The following is a 16464-nucleotide window of genomic DNA, read 5'->3' as shown; positions in this document are numbered from 1 at the left end:
TTCACGCGGCTCCGTTGACGAAGGCCATGTCGGCCCGCGTCAGTTCGACATCGCGCAGAACCCGCATGACTGGAAAATCCTCCGTTTCGGTGGCGGTGATCGCCAGGTCGATGGTCACCTCGAAGCGCTGGCGGAAGGCATCGATGATCTCGTCGACGATGATCTCCGGCGCCGACGCGCCGGCAGACAGGCCGAGCGTCGAGATGTTTGTGATGTCATTCCACGGAATTTCGGCGGCGCGCTGTACGAGAAGCGACATGGTGGCGCCGGCGCGCTCCGCCACTTCGACAAGACGGCGCGAATTGGAGGAATTGGGCGCACCGACGATCAGATAGAGATCGGCGCCGGCGGCGGTTTCCTTGACCGCTTCCTGGCGGTTGGTGGTGGCGTAGCAGATCGATTCGGCGGCCGGTGCATGCAGTTGCGGGAAGCGCTCCTGCAGCACCCGCAATATGCCGGCAGTGTCTTCGACCGACAACGTTGTCTGGCTTACGAAGCCGAGCGCTTCCGGGTCGGCGGGGGCAAAGGTCCCAGCGTCGGCTTCGGTCTCGATCAGCGTGACGGCGCCTTCAGCCAGTTGGCCCATGGTGCCGATCACTTCGGGATGGCCGGCATGGCCGATCAGAAGCACATGGCGGCCGAGCCGCTGATGGCGCATCGCCTGCTTGTGCACCTTGGACACCAGCGGGCAGGTGGCGTCGAGATAGAAGAGCTCGCGTGCCTTGGCGTCGGCCGGCACCGATTTCGGCACGCCGTGGGCTGAGAAGACAACCGGCGACTTGCGGTGCTCGGCCGGGATTTCCGAGAGTTCCTCGATGAAAACCGCGCCAAGGCTTTGCAGGCCCTCGACGACATAGCGGTTGTGCACGATCTCGTGGCGGACATAGACCGGCGCGCCGTATTTCTTCAACGCCAGCACGACGATCTGGATCGCGCGGTCGACACCGGCGCAAAAGCCGCGCGGCTGGCAGAGCCGGATCGTCAGCGGTGGTTTTGTGGCGGTCTGCAGCATGATTCCAGATCGGTTGATCGTATCGTGACGCGAAATGAGGTGTGCACCCCTGCCCTGTCAAGGGCAGTTGAGATCAGGTTGAATGGTCAACCTGATCCAACTCTTTGTTGGAGCATGATCTTGTCCGAAAAACCGGTTCCCAGTTTTCGGGATCATGCTCTGGATCATTCAGTCTTTGCCGGACGGCGCAGCCTGACGATCAGAACCGCGGCAAGAGCCGCCGCCAGGCCAAACCAGGTGAAGGCATATTGCAGATGAGAGTTCGGCAGGTCGATGATGGTGACGCCGCCGACCGGCAGCCCGCCCGGGTTCGGCGTCTTGTCGGCGTCGATGAAGATCGGCACCAGCACGGCACGCGCCGGCAGGCCGGCACTCGCCGCCATGGCATCGCGGTCCTTCCAATAGAAGATGTTCTTGGCCACGTCATTGTCGGGCAGCATCATCGACGGCTTGGCCGGCAGCGGGTTGCGCGCCAGGCCGGTGACCGTGACCTTGCCGGTCACCTGCCCTTGCGGGCGCTTGGCGGCATCCTTGAGATCATAGGGAACGAAGCCGCGGTTGATCAGGACATAGCGGCCATCGTCGAGGGCCAGCGGGGTATAGACGTTGAAGCCGGCGTCGCCCTCCCATGTGGCGTAGAAATGCCGCTCGCCGGAGTGCAGGAACGTCCCGCTGACGGTGACCGGCGTGTAGTCGACATCACCGGTGGCAGCGAATTCCTTCTCGACGTCCGCCAGCGGCTGCGGCGCTGAATGGGTGCGCTGGTCGATGGTCTGCAGAAGGGCTTCCTTCCAGTACAGGCGCTGCACCTGCCATGTGCCAAGCCCGAGCAGGATGACGAACACCACCAGGCCGAGGCCGAGCAGCAATGCCGTCTTCGGCCGCGAGCGGCCGGCGGGCTTCGTCAGCGCCTCGTTCATTGCCCCTGGTCCAGGCGGCCTTCGGCCGCCTTGTTGGCGTATTGAAGCGTCAGCAGCACCCCCTTGATCAGCCTCAGCGCCGTCAGGCACAGCGCCACGGCCAGCGGTATCCAGATGATGAAATGCAGCCACAGCGGCGGGCTCAGCTTCACCTCCACCCACAGCGCCAGCCCAACGACGATGAAGCCGATGATCAGGATGACGAACACCGCCGGGCCGTCGCCGGCATCGGCGTAGGAATAGTCGAGGCCGCAATTGTTGCAGCGCTTGCCGACGGTGAGGAAGCCGGAAAACAGCCGTCCTTCGCCGCAGCGCGGGCAGCGTCCGTGCAGGCCGGCCGAGATCGGCTCGATGGGTGGCCAGATCGCCCTGTCTTCACTCATGGATAGTCATGCTTTATGGCTCGATTTCGATCAGCGTTCCATCCGGCACCATAGTCCAGATTTCGTCCATGTCGCAGTCGGTAACCCCAATGCAGCCATCGGTCCAGTCGACCAATTGAAGCAGCCAGCCCGACCAGCCGAATCCGTTGGCCATTGATGGGCGCCGAAAAGAAGAAAGGCGACCGCGTTGCCGCGACCGCCCTTCTGATTTGTCGGTTCGGTGAAAGCCGTCAGTGGCCTTCGATCACCGCGCCGACCGATCCCCAGACGTAGATCGATGCGAACAGGAACAGCCAGACCACGTCGACGAAGTGCCAGTACCAGGCAGCCGCCTCGAAGCCGAAATGCTGCTTGGGCGTGAAGTCGCCTTTCCAGGCGCGGATCAGGCAGACCAGCAGGAAGATGGTGCCGATGATGACGTGGAAGCCATGGAAGCCGGTCGCCATGAAGAAGGTGGCGCCGTAGATGGAATCCTTGAAGCCGAACGGAGCGTGCATGTACTCGTAGGCCTGCACCATGGTGAACAGCATGCCGAGGCCGACGGTCAGCACCAGGCCGTTGATCAGGCCCTTGCGGTCGCCATGGATGAGCGAATGGTGCGCCCATGTCACCGTGGTGCCCGACAGAAGCAGGATGATGGTGTTGTAGAGCGGCAGATGGAACGGATCGAGGACTTCGAGACCCTTCGGCGGCCAGACGCCGCCAGTGAAAGCGGTGCGGGCGTAATTCTGCACTTCGCTCGGAAACAGGCTGGCATCGAAATAGGCCCAGAACCAGGCAACGAAGAACATCACTTCCGAAGCGATGAACATGATCATGCCGTAGCGCAGATGCAGCGACACGACGCGCGTGTGGTGGCCCTCATGCGCTTCCTTGATGGTGTCCGACCACCAGGCAAACATCGTGTAGAGGACGATGACCAGGCCGATGAAGAACAGCCATGGATTGGCGATGTTGTGGCCGAAAATCGGAAAATCGCCGTTCTTGAGATACTGCATCAGGGCGACGCCGCCGACTGCAGTCACCAGCGCGCCGATCGACCCCAGGAAGGGCCACGGGCTCGGGTTGACGAGATGGTAGTCGTGTTGTGGTTTTGCGTGCGCGTCTGCCATATCAACCCCCGAGATTTGCTTCGGTATCTGAAACTTTGCTGCTGCTGTTCGGCGTCGATGACGCCACCGGCTTGTTCTTTTGGACCGGGAACATGGTGTAGGACAGGGTGATCGTGTTCAAGTCCTTCAGTTCCGGCACGTTGACGATATCGGGATCCACATAGAACACGACCGGCATGTCCAGCGTCTCGCCGGGCTTCAGCGTCGTGTCGGTGAAGCAGAAACACTCGACCTTGTTGAAGTAGGGGCCCGCCAGTTCCGGCTGCACGTTGAAGGTGGCGCGGCCGGTAACGGCGCGGTCGAACTTGTTGGTGGCGCTGTAATGCGCCTGCGTGGTCTCGCCGATCTTGATGGTGACCGAACGGGCGACCGGCTGGAACTGCCACGGAATGCCGTTGGTGTTGGCGTCGAAGCGCACGGTGATGTCACGGTCGAGGATGCGGCCGGCATATTGCTTTTCGGCGCGCTGCGTGGTGCCGCCATAGCCGGTGGCCTGGCAGAACATCTTGTAGAGCGGCACCGCGGCGTAGGCCATGCCGATCATGCCGCCGAAGAAGGCGACGCAGACGGCGGCGACGACGCGGTTGGTGTTCTTCTTCCTGGGATCGGTCACGGTCTGGCGGGTCATCATCGGCCTCATCCGGTATGGCCGAATTTCACGATGGTCGCGACGTAGAAGATGACGACCAGAATCGCCAGCGCGACGCCGATCGCCGCCGAACGGTTGCGCCGCGCCTTCTTCTGGCTTTCGGTCAGCGTGACCAGTTCAAGCTTCTTGTCGATCATGGTCATGCTCCACCGATGGCCAAAGCGCGACCGACGACACAGTCGGCAAGATAGATGGCGAAGATGGCGAAGAGGTAGAGCAGCGAATAGGCGAACAGAGCCTTGGCCGGCTTCATGACGCGGTCGCTATCGGTCATGCACAGCACTTTCCAGGCATACCAGACGAAGCCGGCGCCGAGAGCCACTGATGCGACGCCATAGAAGGCGGTGGTGAAACCGAGCACCCAGGGCAGCACACCGATCGGCGCCAGGATCAGGGCGTAGGCAAAGATCTGGCGGCGGGTCGAGGCCTGGCCGGCAACGTTCGGCATCATCGGGATGCCAGCCTTGGCGTAGTCGTCGGACTTGAACAGCGCCAGCGCCCAGAAGTGCGGCGGCGTCCACAGGAAGATGATCAGGAACAGGACGAGGCTTTCCAGGCTCACTGTTCCGGTCACCGCGGCCCAGCCGATGACCGGCGGGATGGCGCCGGCGGCACCGCCGATGACGATGTTCTGCGGCGTCGAGCGCTTCAGCCACATCGTATAGACGACGGCGTAGAAGAAGATGGTGAAGGCAAGCAGCGCCGCCGACAGCCAGTTGACCAGCACGCCCAGCGTCATCACCGACAGCACCGAAAGCACAAGGCCGAAGCTCAGGGCTTCGCCGGGCAGGATACGGCCGGACGGTACCGGGCGGCCGGCGGTCCGGCTCATCACCGCGTCGATGTCGGCGTCGTACCACATGTTGAGCGCACCCGAGGCGCCGGCGCCGATGGCAATGGCCAGGATGGCGATCACCGCCAGCAGCGGGTTGATGGTCACGGGCGCAGCGACCATGCCGACAAAGGCCGTGAACACCACCAGCGACATGACGCGCGGCTTCAGCAGGGCGAAGAAATCGCCCGACGTGGCTTCCGACATGCGAAAGCCCGCTTCGTCAATCATTGGGTCGTCGACAAGGGCCATGCGTACATAAGTCCAATCATTCCGTTGGCCGAAACCGCCGGCGGGCCGGCGGTTTCGTATTCGGGCTGCCTTACTTGATCTTCGGCAGCTGTTCCCACTGGTGGAAGGGCGGCGGCGAAGGCAGCTGCCATTCGAGCGTCGTTGCACCCTCGCCCCACGGATTGGCGCCGGCGACGCGCTTCTTCTGGAAGGCCTCGAACACGCCATAGAGGAAGATCACCACGCCGACGGCCGATATATAGGAGCCGTAGGACGACACCATGTTCCAGCCGGCGAACGCGTCGGGATAGTCGATGGTGCGGCGCGGCATGCCGGCCAGGCCGAGGAAATGCTGCGGGAAGAAGATCAAATTGACGCCGACGAAGGTGACCCAGAAGTGGGTGTTGGCGATCACCGGCGAGTACATGTAGCCGGTCATCTTGGGGAACCAGTAGTACCAGCCGGCGAAGATGGCGAAGACCGCACCCAGCGACAGCACATAGTGGAAGTGGGCAATGACGAAATAGGTGTCATGCAGCGAGCGGTCGAGGCCGGCGTTGGCGAGCTGGACGCCGGTGACGCCGCCGACCGTGAACAGGAAGATGAAGCCCAGCGCCCACAGCATCGGCGTCTTGAACGAGATCGAGCCGCCCCACATCGTCGCGATCCAAGAGAAGATCTTCACGCCTGTCGGTACGGCGATGACCATGGTGGCGAAGACGAAGTAGCGCTGCGTGTCGAGCGACAGGCCGGTCGTGTACATGTGGTGCGCCCAGACGATGAAGCCGACGGCGCCGATCGCGACCATGGCGTAGGCCATGCCGAGATAGCCGAACACCGGCTTCTTCGAGAAGGTCGAGACGATGTGGCTGATGATGCCGAAGCCCGGCAGGATCAGGATGTACACTTCGGGGTGACCAAAGAACCAGAACAGATGCTGGAACAGGATCGGATCGCCGCCGCCATCCGGGGCGAAGAAGGTGGTGCCGAAATTGCGGTCGGTAAGCAGCATGGTGATGCCACCGGCCAGAACCGGAAGCGACAAGAGCAGCAGGAAGGCGGTGATCAGAACCGACCAGGCAAATAGCGGCATCTTGTGCAGCGTCATGCCCGGCGCGCGCATGTTGAAAATGGTGGTGATGAAGTTGATGGCGCCGAGGATCGAGGACGCGCCGGCAATGTGGATCGACAGGATCGCCAGATCCATGGCCGGCCCGGGCTGGCCGGAGGTCGACAGCGGCGGATAGAGCGTCCAGCCGCCGCCAACGCCATAGGCGCCGGGCGCGCTCGGCATGAAGGCCGAAGCAATCAGCAGCAGGAAGGCCGGCGGCAGCAGCCAGAACGAGATGTTGTTCATGCGCGGGAAGGCCATGTCGGGGGCGCCGATCATGATCGGCACCATCCAGTTGGCGAAGCCGCCGATCAGCGCCGGCATGACCATGAAGAAGATCATGATCAGCGCGTGCGCGGTGCCGAAGGCGTTGTACATGCTCTTGCCGCCGTCGATGGCGGCATCGCCGTTCATGCCGTAGACCATCTGCGCCAGACCGGTGAAGATCTGGATGCCCGGCTCCTGCAGCTCCATGCGGATGACGACCGAAAGCGCGCCGCCGACGATGCCCGCGAAAATCGCGAAGATCAGGTAGAGCGTGCCGATGTCCTTGTGGTTGGTGGAGTACACCCACCGGACCCAGCCATGATAGGGCTTGTGGTCGTGGTCGTCGTGAGCTGCAGCTTCTGCCATGGTCGGCTCCGTTCCCTAATTCTTGCTAACCCGCGGCATCAATTGCCGGCGGCCGCTACCTTGTTGGTACCGTCGACCTCGGCCATCAGCGCCTTGTTGGCGCCGGGGAGGTCGGTCTTGGCTGCTGCCAGCCAGGTCTTGTACTGCGCATCGGACACGACGCGGACGGCGATCGGCATGAAGGCATGGTCCTTGCCGCAGAGCTGCGAGCACTGGCCGTAATAGATGCCTTCCTTTTCCGCCTTGAACCACGTCTCGTTGGTGCGGCCGGGAACCGCGTCCATCTTGATGCCGAAGGCCGGAACGGCAAAGGAATGGATCACGTCGGCTGCGGTAACCAGGACGCGCGTCATGGTGTTGACCGGCACGACCAGCTCGTTGTCGACCGCCAGCAGGCGCGGATAGACCTTGCGGTCTTCCTTGCCGATCGCGGCGCGGTCGGCGTCCTGCAGGATGGCCGAGTTGAAGGAGAGCGTGTTCTCGGTCTGGTACTCATAGTCCCAGTTCCACTGATTGCCCGTTACCTTGACGGTCAGCTTGGCCTCTTCCGGCGGCGTGTACTGCGCCGTCAGCAACTGGAACGAGGGAATGGCGATGAACAGCAGGACGACGACCGGCCCGACTGTCCAGATGATCTCGATCAGCGTGTTGTGGCTGGTCTTGGACGGAACCGGGTTTTTGCTGGCGCGGAACCTGAAGATGCACCAGGCGAGAAGCGCCAGAACCAAAGCAGTGATCGGGACGACGAACCACATCGTGTAGTTCCCGAACCACTCGATCTGCCGCATCATGTCTGTCGCCGGCGGCTGAAAAGTCATCTCCCACGGCTGCGGCTGGGCCGCATGGGCGGAGGCACCGGCGAAAAATGCGGCGGCGGCGCCTGCCGTTGCCATCAATTTGGCGCTTGCTGGGAATTTTCTCATCGCCCTCTTCATCTCCCGGTTCCTCGCGATCGCGACGCAAGAATATCGAACAATGCCGGGATGGGAATCCCGGACAGTCCCAAGGGTGGTTCAAACCATACTCTATTTCCCTCCGCAAGAAAGGAGCGGGCGAAACCGTGCGGCATTTTTGCGCGCAAGTGCTGCCGCGCTGTTTCGACGGCCTCGTGGCCCGCGCGGGTCGTCGACAGACAGGCTATGCGGGCTTGTGTCCGGAATGCGCCCGACGGTCGCAATTCGGGCGAATTTGCTAGGGAAAAGCGCATTATTGCGCCTGCCGGGGCTGACCGGCGGTCGCCCTATCCTTTACTTGGCCTTGGCGCGGCTTAAAGTGCCGTGATTCGCAATGGAGCCGTCATGACCTCTTGGCTTTCGAGAAACGCCCGGCATTCGAAGAGCGCCTGGCATTCGAAAAGCGCTTGGCTTTCGAGAAGCGGGGCGAAGGTCGTTTTTCTCGCCGCCCTGATCGGTATCGGCTCGTCCGCAACCGGCGTCGCCAATGCAGCGCAGCCCAGCGGCACGGTCAAGTCAACGCATGGCGCGTGGTCGATCATCTGCGACACGCCGGCCGGCGCCACCTCGGAACAATGCGTGATGATGCAGAACGTCGTTGCCGAGGATCGCCCGGAAATGGGACTGTCCGTCGTCGTCCTGCGCACCGCCGACAACAAGGCCGAGATCCTGCGCGTGCTGGCCCCGCTCGGCGTTCTGCTGCCCAATGGCCTGGGCCTCAATGTCGACGGCAAGGATATTGGCCGCGCCTATTTCGTGCGCTGCTTCCAGGACGGCTGCTATGCCGAGGTCATTCTCGAAAAGCCGCTGCTCGATACGCTGAAGACCGGGACGTCGGCCACCTTCATCGTCTTCCAGACGCCGGAAGAAGGCATCGGCATCCCCGTCGACCTCAAGGGCTTCGCCGACGGTTTTGCCGCCCTGCCCTGAGCTTGATGCTTGCGAAACCGTCTTTCCTCACAATTCCCACGGGTTTGATCTTTGGCTGTGGGGGTCATCATGCGTGCTTGTTCTTTGCTTTTGTCGACCGGTCTAATCCTGACCGGCGCCGTTTCCGTCGCCTTTGCCGAGGATTCCGAAATCATCACGGCGCCCGATCCGGCCGTCATTTTCGAGCTTGCGAAAGGCTATGGCTCGGCCAAGATGGACAAGGACGACGGGGCGATCCGATGGTCTCGGGCCGGCTTCAGGGCATGAAATATGTCATCTACTTCTATGGCTGCGAAAACCATGAGAAGTGCAAGTCGATCCAGTTCTCCTCGGGCTATACCAACCCCTTCACGGCCGACCAGGCCAATGGAACAAGAAATATCGCTGGGTGAAGGCCTTTTCGGGTGACGGGTCGAACTTCAAGATGGATGTCATGTTCAGGGGCGGGGTTACCCGCTCCTACCTGCTGCGGATCGTCATTGCGGATTGTGCAGGCGCGTCTTCGCGCCTACATCGTGGCAACACCATTCCTCCTGTGAGCGGACCTGCCATGAACAGCCTGACCGGCCAATTCGACATTTCAGATGATCGCATCAAGCGGATCGTCGCCGACACACTGAACGGCGCCGACGACGGCGAACTGTTCCTCGAATACAGCGAGAGCGAAGCGCTGATGTTCGACAATGGCAGGCTGAAGACCGCCAATTTCAACACCGACCAGGGTTTTGGCCTGCGCGCCGTGGCCGGCGAGGCCAGCGGCTACGCCCATTCCAGCGATCTTTCCGAGGCGTCGCTGCTGCGCGCCGCCGACGTCGTCTCGACCGTCAAGGGCGGCTATTCCGGCACGCTTGCCGGGGCGCCCGCGCGCACCAACCGCCATCTCTATGGCGAGGAGAACCCGATCCCCTCGCCTTCCTTCGAGGTCAAGGCCAAGCTGTTGCAGGAGATCGACGCATGGCTGCGTGCCGAGGACCCGCGCGTGCGCCAGGTGACGGCCTCGCTCGCGGCGTCCTGGCAGCATGTCGAGATCGTGCGCGCCGACGGCCAGATGGTGCGCGACATCCGCCCGCTGGTCCGCATCAACGTTTCCGTCGTCGTCGGCGACGGCGACCGCCAGGAAAGCGGTTCCTATGGCATGGGCGGGCGCAAGGCGTTCGGCGAGTTCCTGGTCGAGGACGCCTGGAAGCATGCGGCCAGGGAGGCGCTCAGGCAGGCGCTGGTCAATCTCGAAGCCATTCCCGCGCCGGCCGGAACGTTCGACATCGTTTTGTCCAGCGGCTGGCCGGGCGTCATGCTGCATGAGGCTGTCGGCCACGGGCTGGAAGGCGACTTCAACCGCAAGAAGACGTCCGCCTTCGCCGGCCTGCTGGGCCAGCAGGTGGCGGCCAAGGGCGTTACCGTGGTCGATGACGGCACCATGCCGGAGCGGCGGGGTTCGCTGACCGTCGACGATGAAGGCACGCCTTCGGCCCGCAATGTGCTGATCGAGGACGGCAAGCTTGTCGGCTACATGCAGGACCGCCAGAACGCCCGGCTGATGGGCATGAAAGCCACGGGAAACGGCCGGCGCGAAGGCTATGCGCACCAGCCGATGCCGCGCATGACCAACACCTATATGACGGCGGGCGACATGGAGCCGGATGAGATCATCGCCTCGGTCAAGACCGGCATCTATGCCGTATCCTTCGGCGGCGGCCAGGTCGACATCACCTCAGGCAAGTTCGTGTTCGGCTGCACCGAGGCCTACATGATCGAAAACGGCAAGGTGACGCAGCCGATCAAGGGCGCCATGCTGATCGGCAACGGACCGGACGCCATGCACCGTGTGTCGATGATCGGCAACGACATGAAACTCGACACCGGCATCGGCATGTGCGGCAAGGCCGGACAAGGCGTGCCGGTCGGCGTCGGCCAGCCGCATCTCAGGATGAACCAGATGACGGTCGGCGGCACCAGGGTTTGAGCGAGGAGACGTCGGCGGGCTTGAATAGTTCCCCTCACAGGGATATCTTACCTTTGTCTTACACAAGGGTAATACCGCAATGGGTGCAATAGAAAAGCTTATAACGACCGTCTCGACCAAGGGACAAGTCATCCTGCCCAGCGCTATCCGCAAACGGAGGGACTGGGGCGCGGGCACGCGCCTGCAGGTCGAAGACACACCGGACGGTGTACTTTTGAGACCGGCGCCTGCCTTTGCCCCGACACGACCAGAAGATGTCTTTGGTGTCCTGCCGCACAGTGGCAGACCGAAGACCTTGGAGGAGATGGACGCGGCCGTCCTTGCTGAAGCACGGCGGCGCCATGCTCGCGATTGATACCAACGTTGTCGTCAGGTATCTGACGAACGACGATCCCGAGCAGTCCCCGCGAGCCCGGCGGCTGATCGACGGTCAGCCCGTTTTCGTCGCCGTCACGGTGATCCTGGAGGCTGAGTGGGTGCTGCGCAGCGGCTATGGTTATGATCAGGCCTCGATCGTCAATGCACTGCGGGTGTTCGGCGGGCTTCCCACTGTCGAGATAGAGGATGCTGCGATCGTCTCTTCCGCGGTCGATCTAGCCGAGACGGGAATGGATTTCGCCGATGCGCTCCATCTGGGCAAGTCCTCGCACTGCTCAGCATTTGTGTCCTTCGACCGTAAGTTCATCAAGGCCGCACAAGCGGCCGGGTACGAAAGCGTTCGCGAAGGCTAGTTTGCCAGCCGGCTACGTCTTGCGGGGGCGGCAAACTCAAGCACGGCTTGTGAAAATCGGCGGATTAACGTCGCCGTTTCGGCTTCTCCAGCAGCGCCACGGCCTCGACATGCGGCGACCACAGGAACTGGTCGATGGGCGTGACGCTCTTCAAGATGTAGCCGCCGTCGATCAGGATGCGCAGGTCGCGTGCCAGCGTCACCGGATTGCAGGAGACGGCGGCGACGAACGGCACATCCGAGCGGGCGATCTGCTTCGACTGGTCCTCGGCGCCGGCGCGCGGCGGGTCGAAGACGACGCCATCGAAAGCATTCAGCTCCTTGAACGTCAGCGGCCGCCGGAACAGGTCGCGGCGTTCGCCGGTTACCCGCTTCAGGCCGGCGGCGAAGCGCGATCCGCGGTCGAGCGCCGAAAGGGCTGCCGCGTCGCCTTCGACCGCGTGGACTTCGGATTTGGCCGCCAGCCGAAGCGCAAAGCTGCCGCAGCCGGCGAAAAGATCCGCGACTTTCCTGGCCCGCTTCAGATGTCCGCCAACGAGATCGGCCATCGTCTGCTCGGCGGCTTGCGTTGCCTGCAGGAAGGCGCCAGGCGGTATGGCGACAGCGACGGTGCCGAACATGACCACCGGCTTTTTCGGCTCGATGACGATCTCGTCGTCGATCGAAAGCCGGGCAAAGCCATTGGCCATGATGAAGTTGGAGGCGACCCGGCGCTGGTTCTCGCCCAGCTTGCCCGACTCATAGACAGCGACGTCAAGCCCCGAGCCCGTCACAGTGACCGCCATCCGGAACGATTTGGTGGTGGCACAAACCAGGTCGGCGACCGACCTCAAGCGATCGAGCGCGGCAACGATCTCCGGCAGCGAGATCGGACATTCCTCGATGGGGATGATTTCCGGCGAAAGATGGCGATGGAAGCCAAGCAGCATGCCTGTGTCGGCGCGCCTGGCGGCAAGCACGACGCGGCGGCGTGTGTGTGGCGCACACGGCACCAGGGCGCCGATGTCGCCGGCAATGCCTTTCAAAGCGTGCACGACCTTGTCGCGTTTCCATTGCTGGTAAGCGTCGGCTTGCAGATGCTGGACGGCGCAGCCGCCACATTCGGTGAAATGCCGGCAGGCCGGATCGATACGCAGCGGCGACGTCTCCAATACCGCCATCAGCATGGCGCGATCCCTCTCGCGCGCGGCGGTGACGGTCTCGCCGGGCAGGGTGAAGGGAATGAACAGCTCGCCGGTTTCCGTCTCGGCGACGCCGTCGCCCTGCGAACCCAGTCTCTTGATGGTGAAGCTCGTGCTCATCGGTCCTTGGTCCCGGCATCCTTGGTCCCGGCATCCTTGATCCCGGCAAGCAGGAATTCGCGGTTGCCGTCCCCGCCTTCGATCGGCGACATGTGCAAGCCCAATGTACGCCAGCCAGGGACGCCTTCGAGCCATTCCTGCAGCAAGCCGGCCACACGGGCGGCGTCATAAGGGTCTTTCAAAAGACCGCCCTTGCCGATCGCCTCGCGGCCGGCCTCGAATTGCGGCTTGACCAGAAACACCGCACGAGCGCCGTCCCGTGCCAATGCCAACGCCGGTGGCATCGCCAGTTTCAACGAGATGAAGCTGACGTCGGAGACGATGAAATCGGGGATACGGCCGCCGAGATCGGCAGCCGCGAGCTCGCGAGCGTTGAGGCCCTCGATCACGGTGACGCGCGGGTCGGACGAGACACCGGGATGCATCTGGCCGTGGCCGACATCGATGGCAGTGACATGGGCCGCGCCGCGTTCGAGCAGCACCTGGGTGAAGCCGCCTGTCGAGGCGCCGATATCGAGGGCTTCACTGCCCGCGGGATCGAGACTGAAATGGTCGAGCCCGGCGATCAGCTTCAGCGCCGCGCGTGAGACATAACCCTGCGCCGGGTCGTCGATGACGATGAGACAGTGCGGCAGAACCGTCCGGCCGGGCTTGCGGGCGACCACGCCGTCGACCGTCACGGTGCCGCGCTCGACCGCGTCGCGGGCGCGCGAGCGGCTCGCAAACAGGCCGCGCTGGACGAGCAATTCGTCGAGCCGCTGGCGTGTGCTGGCTGGCAGAGGGGAGTTCATCGGCCTTCATGGCGAAAGCCGGCCGCGAAGGCAAGGACATTGGCATAGGAGGACGTCGAGACCCGGGCCGCAAGCCAGTCCGCCCGGTTGAATAGCGCAGCCAGTCCGGCAAGATGTAGAGGCTCAGGCAATGCGGAGGAAGACGAATGCTGACGGGAACCTGCCATTGCGGCGCCGCCCACTGGACCCTGGAAGGCGATCCCGGCCCGATCACGGCCTGCAATTGCACGCTTTGCCGCCGCTATGGCACACTCTGGGCCTATGACTTTGTCGACGAGCGTATCCGGCTTGTGGGGCCTGTGCAGTCCTACACCCGCGCTGGCAAGGAGGCGCCGTCGCTGGAAATACTGTTTTGCCCGACATGTGCCTGTGTGCTTGCCTGGCGCGGTTTGCGCCGCAGCGACAGCGGCCGCACGCGGATCGCCGTCAATGTCAGGCTGGCACCTCCGGAGGCGGTCGCCGACCTGCCGATCGACCATTTCGACGGGCTGGACACTTATGACGACCTGCCGCGCGATGGGCGCTGCGTGCGCGATATGTGGTTTTAGAAGATCGTGCGTGAGACCTGCCGTTCAACGGCCGGCATCAGGCCGTCGCTTCCGTCATCTGAAGCCTGCTTGCGCGGGCGCTCGACAGCAACGACTGGTGCGTCCGGCACGACGACAAGCTGCGGAACCTGCTTGTAGGAAAAAGCGCCCCTGATAACCCATCTTGCGGGCGACGATGCCTGCCACCGCCTGTTCGAGCTTGCGGTCATAGCGCGTCTCGGCCATGGCCGGCGCGGCGATGACGGCCAAAAGGGCCGCGCCGCACAGAAGCGTTCGCATTGTTTTTAACTCCCTGCCTGGAGGCAGTTCTAGCAGGGCGGCGTTGAAAAACGGCCAAAAGAGACGGTGAGCGAAACGCCAAAGAGAAGCGTTAACAAAGTGTCAGGCTTGCACAGGCACCTGCTTCAGCTGCGTGAGGTTTGATTCAGGCGCGCTGCGCGCGCGCGGAATGGCCGAGCGCGACGAACACGGTGCGCACGATGCCGGCCGCGTCAAGCCCGGCATCGGCATACATTTTTTCCGGCTTGGCGTGGTCGGTGAACTCGTCCGGCAGCACAAGCGGCCGAACTTTCAGACCGCTTTCCAGCAAGCCTTCATGGGCGAGGAACTGCAGCACGTGGCTGGCGAAACCGCCGACAGCGCCCTCTTCCACCGTCACCAGCACTTCGTGCGAGCGGGCGAGACGGCGGATCAAATCCTCGTCCAGCGGCTTGGCGAAACGGGCGTCCGCAACCGTCGTCGAAAGCCCTGCCGCGCCGAGTTCCTCGGCCGCCAGCAGACAGTCCTGCAGTCTTGTGCCAAAGGACAGAAGCGCCACCTTGGTGCCTTCCCTGACGATGCGGCCCTTGCCAATTTCGAGCACCGAGCCGCGCTCCGGCATGTCGACGCCGACGCCATTGCCGCGCGGATAGCGGAAGGCGATCGGGCCTTCGTCATAATAGGCGGCGGTGCGCACCATGTGGCGAAGCTCCGCCTCGTCGGCGGCCGCCATCACCACGAAGCCCGGCAGCGTCGCCAGGAAGGTGGTGTCGAAGGCGCCGCAATGAGTGGCGCCGTCGGCGCCGACGAAACCGGCGCGGTCGATCGGGAAACGCACCGGCAGTTTCTGGATCGCCACATCATGGACGACCTGATCGTAGGCGCGCTGCAGGAAGGTCGAATAGATGGCGGCGAAGGGCTTGTAGCCCTCGCTGGCGAGGCCGGCGGCGAAGGTCACAGCATGTTGCTCGGCAATGCCGACATCGAAGGTCCGGGTCGGAAACGCTTCGCCGAACAAATCGAGGCCGGTGCCGTTCGGCATGGCGGCGGTGACGGCGACGATACGTTCGTCCAGGCGGGCTTCCTGGACCAGGCTTTCGGCAAACACCTTGGTGTAGGCCGGCGCATTGGCCGGGGCCTTGGTCTGCGCGCCGGTGATGACGTCGAACTTGTTCACGCCATGATATTTGTCGGCCGCAGCCTCGGCCGGCGCGTAGCCCTTGCCCTTCTGGGTCACGACATGGATCAGCACCGGACCGTCGGCATGGTCGCGGACGTTCTTCAGCACCGGGATCAGATGCTCGAGATTGTGGCCGTCGATCGGGCCGATATGGTAGAAGCCAAGCTCCTCGAACAGCGTGCCGCCGGTGACGTAGCCGCGCGCATGCTCGACCGCCCGCTTGATGGCGCGATCGGCACGCTTGCCCAGATAGGAGGTCAGTTTCTTGCCGAAGTCGCGCAGGCCAAGATAGGTCTTGCCAGAGGCAAGCCGCGCCAGATAGGCGCTCATGGCGCCGGTCGGCGGCGCGATCGACATGTCGTTGTCGTTGAGAATGACGATCAGGCGAGCATCGAGCGCGCCGGCATTGTTCATGGCTTCATAGGCCATGCCGGCAGACATGGCGCCGTCGCCAATGACGGCAATGACATTGTTGTGGCCGCCGGAGAGGTCGCGCGCCATGGCCATGCCGAGGCCAGCGGAAATGGAGGTCGAGGAGTGCGCGGCGCCGAACGGGTCGTATTCGCTCTCGGCGCGACGGGTGAAGCCAGACAGGCCGCCTTCTTGCCTGAGCGTTCGGATGCGGTCGCGGCGGCCGGTCAGGATCTTGTGTGGATAGGCCTGGTGGCCGACATCCCAGATCACGCGGTCTTCCGGCGTGTTGAAGACATAGTGCAGCGCCACCGTCAGTTCGACGACACCGAGGCCAGCGCCGAGATGCCCGCCCGTATGCGAGACGGCATCGATCAGCTCGGCGCGCAGCTCCGAGGCCAGCTGCGGCAGCTCGCTTTCGTCAAGCTTCTTCAGGTCGGCTGGAATGCGGACCTTGTCGAGAAGCGGCGTATGCAGCGTTGCGTTCACTGTTAAGGGCCTGCTCAGCTATGATGC

At 63.3% G+C, this 16464-nt stretch carries 20 protein-coding genes and 1 pseudogene; 7 read left to right on the top strand and 14 right to left on the bottom strand.

Translation table 11 applies throughout. The annotated features are described in order from the left end of the window. Position 1 precedes the first annotated feature (1 nt). The 10 genes and pseudogenes from ispH to coxB all read right to left on the bottom strand — a co-directional run bounded on the left by ispH (position 2) and on the right by coxB (position 7818). Complete coding sequence (gene ispH, locus NKJ80_RS24230) at positions 2-1012, bottom strand: 4-hydroxy-3-methylbut-2-enyl diphosphate reductase (RefSeq protein WP_023685425.1); 1011 nt, start codon at positions 1010-1012, stop codon at positions 2-4. A gap of 164 nt (positions 1013-1176) precedes the next feature. Then, the gene (locus NKJ80_RS24225) at positions 1177-1932 is read right to left on the bottom strand and encodes an SURF1 family protein (protein WP_023740708.1); all 756 of its coding nucleotides are present in this window, start codon (positions 1930-1932) and stop codon (positions 1177-1179) included. Continuing rightward, positions 1929-2315, bottom strand: coding sequence for a DUF983 domain-containing protein (locus NKJ80_RS24220; RefSeq protein WP_023740707.1), 387 nt, complete (start codon positions 2313-2315; stop codon positions 1929-1931). Before NKJ80_RS24220 ends, NKJ80_RS24225 begins: the two co-directional genes overlap by 4 nt. Before the next feature lie 13 nt (positions 2316-2328). Then, positions 2329-2463 (bottom strand): annotated as a pseudogene (locus tag NKJ80_RS24215) (L,D-transpeptidase family protein); the annotation flags it as partial. 82 nt (positions 2464-2545) lie between these two features. After that, positions 2546-3427 carry a cytochrome c oxidase subunit 3 gene (locus NKJ80_RS24210; protein WP_023668416.1) on the bottom strand — a complete coding sequence of 294 codons (882 nt, stop codon included), beginning with the start codon at positions 3425-3427 and terminating at the stop codon, positions 2546-2548. Position 3428: 1 nt separating this feature from the next. Continuing rightward, the gene (locus NKJ80_RS24205; protein ID WP_023740706.1) at positions 3429-4055 is read right to left on the bottom strand and encodes a cytochrome c oxidase assembly protein; all 627 of its coding nucleotides are present in this window, start codon (positions 4053-4055) and stop codon (positions 3429-3431) included. A gap of 8 nt (positions 4056-4063) precedes the next feature. Further along, positions 4064-4219 carry a cytochrome c oxidase system small membrane protein gene (locus tag NKJ80_RS24200; protein ID WP_023668418.1) on the bottom strand — a complete coding sequence of 52 codons (156 nt, stop codon included), beginning with the start codon at positions 4217-4219 and terminating at the stop codon, positions 4064-4066. Next, complete coding sequence (locus NKJ80_RS24195; protein ID WP_023668419.1) at positions 4216-5160, bottom strand: heme o synthase; 945 nt, start codon at positions 5158-5160, stop codon at positions 4216-4218. The genes NKJ80_RS24200 and NKJ80_RS24195 overlap by 4 nt, the downstream gene beginning before the upstream one ends. Before the next feature lie 70 nt (positions 5161-5230). Then, entirely contained in the window at positions 5231-6883 is a 1653-nt protein-coding gene (gene ctaD, locus NKJ80_RS24190; protein ID WP_023668420.1) for a cytochrome c oxidase subunit I, read from the bottom strand. Between the two features lie 38 nt (positions 6884-6921). Continuing rightward, positions 6922-7818 (bottom strand): cytochrome c oxidase subunit II, encoded by an 897-nt coding sequence (gene coxB / locus NKJ80_RS24185; protein WP_050485823.1) that lies wholly within the window; start codon positions 7816-7818, stop codon positions 6922-6924. Between the two features lie 363 nt (positions 7819-8181). On the opposite strand from coxB, the gene NKJ80_RS24180 reads away from it, so the two are divergent. The 6 genes from NKJ80_RS24180 (at position 8182) to NKJ80_RS24155 (ending at position 11460) form a co-directional block, all read left to right on the top strand. Further along, positions 8182-8766 carry an invasion associated locus B family protein gene (locus tag NKJ80_RS24180; protein WP_352498432.1) on the top strand — a complete coding sequence of 195 codons (585 nt, stop codon included), beginning with the start codon at positions 8182-8184 and terminating at the stop codon, positions 8764-8766. 69 nt (positions 8767-8835) lie between these two features. Continuing rightward, a complete protein-coding gene (locus tag NKJ80_RS24175) occupies positions 8836-9033 on the top strand; it encodes a hypothetical protein (protein WP_155923284.1) in 198 nt (65 codons plus the stop codon). Next, positions 9030-9158 (top strand): hypothetical protein, encoded by a 129-nt coding sequence (locus NKJ80_RS24170; protein WP_352498431.1) that lies wholly within the window; start codon positions 9030-9032, stop codon positions 9156-9158. The genes NKJ80_RS24175 and NKJ80_RS24170 overlap by 4 nt, the downstream gene beginning before the upstream one ends. A 158-nt stretch (positions 9159-9316) precedes the next feature. After that, on the top strand, positions 9317-10729 hold the full coding sequence (tldD, locus tag NKJ80_RS24165; protein WP_352498430.1) for a metalloprotease TldD: 1413 nt from the start codon (positions 9317-9319) through the stop codon (positions 10727-10729). A 79-nt stretch (positions 10730-10808) separates the two neighbouring features. Next, positions 10809-11084, top strand: a complete 276-nt coding sequence (locus NKJ80_RS24160) for an AbrB/MazE/SpoVT family DNA-binding domain-containing protein (RefSeq protein WP_081725433.1) — start codon at positions 10809-10811, stop codon at positions 11082-11084. Then, positions 11071-11460, top strand: a complete 390-nt coding sequence (locus tag NKJ80_RS24155; protein WP_023692077.1) for a type II toxin-antitoxin system VapC family toxin — start codon at positions 11071-11073, stop codon at positions 11458-11460. The genes NKJ80_RS24160 and NKJ80_RS24155 overlap by 14 nt, the downstream gene beginning before the upstream one ends. Before the next feature lie 64 nt (positions 11461-11524). On the opposite strand, the gene NKJ80_RS24150 is transcribed toward NKJ80_RS24155, so the two are convergent. After that, on the bottom strand, positions 11525-12760 hold the full coding sequence (locus tag NKJ80_RS24150) for a class I SAM-dependent RNA methyltransferase (RefSeq protein ID WP_352498429.1): 1236 nt from the start codon (positions 12758-12760) through the stop codon (positions 11525-11527). Next, positions 12757-13551, bottom strand: a complete 795-nt coding sequence (locus NKJ80_RS24145) for a TlyA family RNA methyltransferase (RefSeq protein WP_023668427.1) — start codon at positions 13549-13551, stop codon at positions 12757-12759. Before NKJ80_RS24145 ends, NKJ80_RS24150 begins: the two co-directional genes overlap by 4 nt. A gap of 146 nt (positions 13552-13697) precedes the next feature. On the opposite strand from NKJ80_RS24145, the gene NKJ80_RS24140 reads away from it, so the two are divergent. Further along, a complete protein-coding gene (locus NKJ80_RS24140; RefSeq protein WP_352498428.1) occupies positions 13698-14099 on the top strand; it encodes a GFA family protein in 402 nt (133 codons plus the stop codon). A 54-nt stretch (positions 14100-14153) separates the two neighbouring features. Here the strand turns inward: NKJ80_RS24140 and NKJ80_RS24135 are convergent, their stop codons facing one another. Next, positions 14154-14378 (bottom strand): hypothetical protein, encoded by a 225-nt coding sequence (locus tag NKJ80_RS24135; protein ID WP_352498427.1) that lies wholly within the window; start codon positions 14376-14378, stop codon positions 14154-14156. Positions 14379-14523: 145 nt separating this feature from the next. Continuing rightward, a complete protein-coding gene (gene dxs, locus NKJ80_RS24130; protein WP_023685414.1) occupies positions 14524-16437 on the bottom strand; it encodes a 1-deoxy-D-xylulose-5-phosphate synthase in 1914 nt (637 codons plus the stop codon). Positions 16438-16464 lie beyond the last annotated feature (27 nt).

It is taken from the genome of Mesorhizobium sp. M0030, assembly GCF_040323695.1.
GTDB lineage: Bacteria > Pseudomonadota > Alphaproteobacteria > Rhizobiales > Rhizobiaceae > Mesorhizobium.
Note: the sequence above shows the minus strand (reverse complement) of the source record. Positions and strands in the feature narration are given on the sequence as shown.

Coding starts and splice junctions, on each gene's coding strand:
- ispH (WP_023685425.1), bottom strand. CDS start 1,012: ATGCTGCAGACCGCCACAAAACCACCGCTGACGATCCGGCTCTGCCAG.
- NKJ80_RS24225 (WP_023740708.1), bottom strand. CDS start 1,932: ATGAACGAGGCGCTGACGAAGCCCGCCGGCCGCTCGCGGCCGAAGACG.
- NKJ80_RS24220 (WP_023740707.1), bottom strand. CDS start 2,315: ATGAGTGAAGACAGGGCGATCTGGCCACCCATCGAGCCGATCTCGGCC.
- NKJ80_RS24210 (WP_023668416.1), bottom strand. CDS start 3,427: ATGGCAGACGCGCACGCAAAACCACAACACGACTACCATCTCGTCAAC.
- NKJ80_RS24205 (WP_023740706.1), bottom strand. CDS start 4,055: ATGACCCGCCAGACCGTGACCGATCCCAGGAAGAAGAACACCAACCGC.
- NKJ80_RS24200 (WP_023668418.1), bottom strand. CDS start 4,219: ATGACCATGATCGACAAGAAGCTTGAACTGGTCACGCTGACCGAAAGC.
- NKJ80_RS24195 (WP_023668419.1), bottom strand. CDS start 5,160: ATGGCCCTTGTCGACGACCCAATGATTGACGAAGCGGGCTTTCGCATG.
- ctaD (WP_023668420.1), bottom strand. CDS start 6,883: ATGGCAGAAGCTGCAGCTCACGACGACCACGACCACAAGCCCTATCAT.
- coxB (WP_050485823.1), bottom strand. CDS start 7,818: ATGAAGAGGGCGATGAGAAAATTCCCAGCAAGCGCCAAATTGATGGCA.
- NKJ80_RS24180 (WP_352498432.1), top strand. CDS start 8,182: ATGACCTCTTGGCTTTCGAGAAACGCCCGGCATTCGAAGAGCGCCTGG.
- NKJ80_RS24175 (WP_155923284.1), top strand. CDS start 8,836: ATGCGTGCTTGTTCTTTGCTTTTGTCGACCGGTCTAATCCTGACCGGC.
- NKJ80_RS24170 (WP_352498431.1), top strand. CDS start 9,030: ATGAAATATGTCATCTACTTCTATGGCTGCGAAAACCATGAGAAGTGC.
- tldD (WP_352498430.1), top strand. CDS start 9,317: ATGAACAGCCTGACCGGCCAATTCGACATTTCAGATGATCGCATCAAG.
- NKJ80_RS24160 (WP_081725433.1), top strand. CDS start 10,809: ATGGGTGCAATAGAAAAGCTTATAACGACCGTCTCGACCAAGGGACAA.
- NKJ80_RS24155 (WP_023692077.1), top strand. CDS start 11,071: ATGCTCGCGATTGATACCAACGTTGTCGTCAGGTATCTGACGAACGAC.
- NKJ80_RS24150 (WP_352498429.1), bottom strand. CDS start 12,760: ATGAGCACGAGCTTCACCATCAAGAGACTGGGTTCGCAGGGCGACGGC.
- NKJ80_RS24145 (WP_023668427.1), bottom strand. CDS start 13,551: ATGAACTCCCCTCTGCCAGCCAGCACACGCCAGCGGCTCGACGAATTG.
- NKJ80_RS24140 (WP_352498428.1), top strand. CDS start 13,698: ATGCTGACGGGAACCTGCCATTGCGGCGCCGCCCACTGGACCCTGGAA.
- NKJ80_RS24135 (WP_352498427.1), bottom strand. CDS start 14,378: ATGCGAACGCTTCTGTGCGGCGCGGCCCTTTTGGCCGTCATCGCCGCG.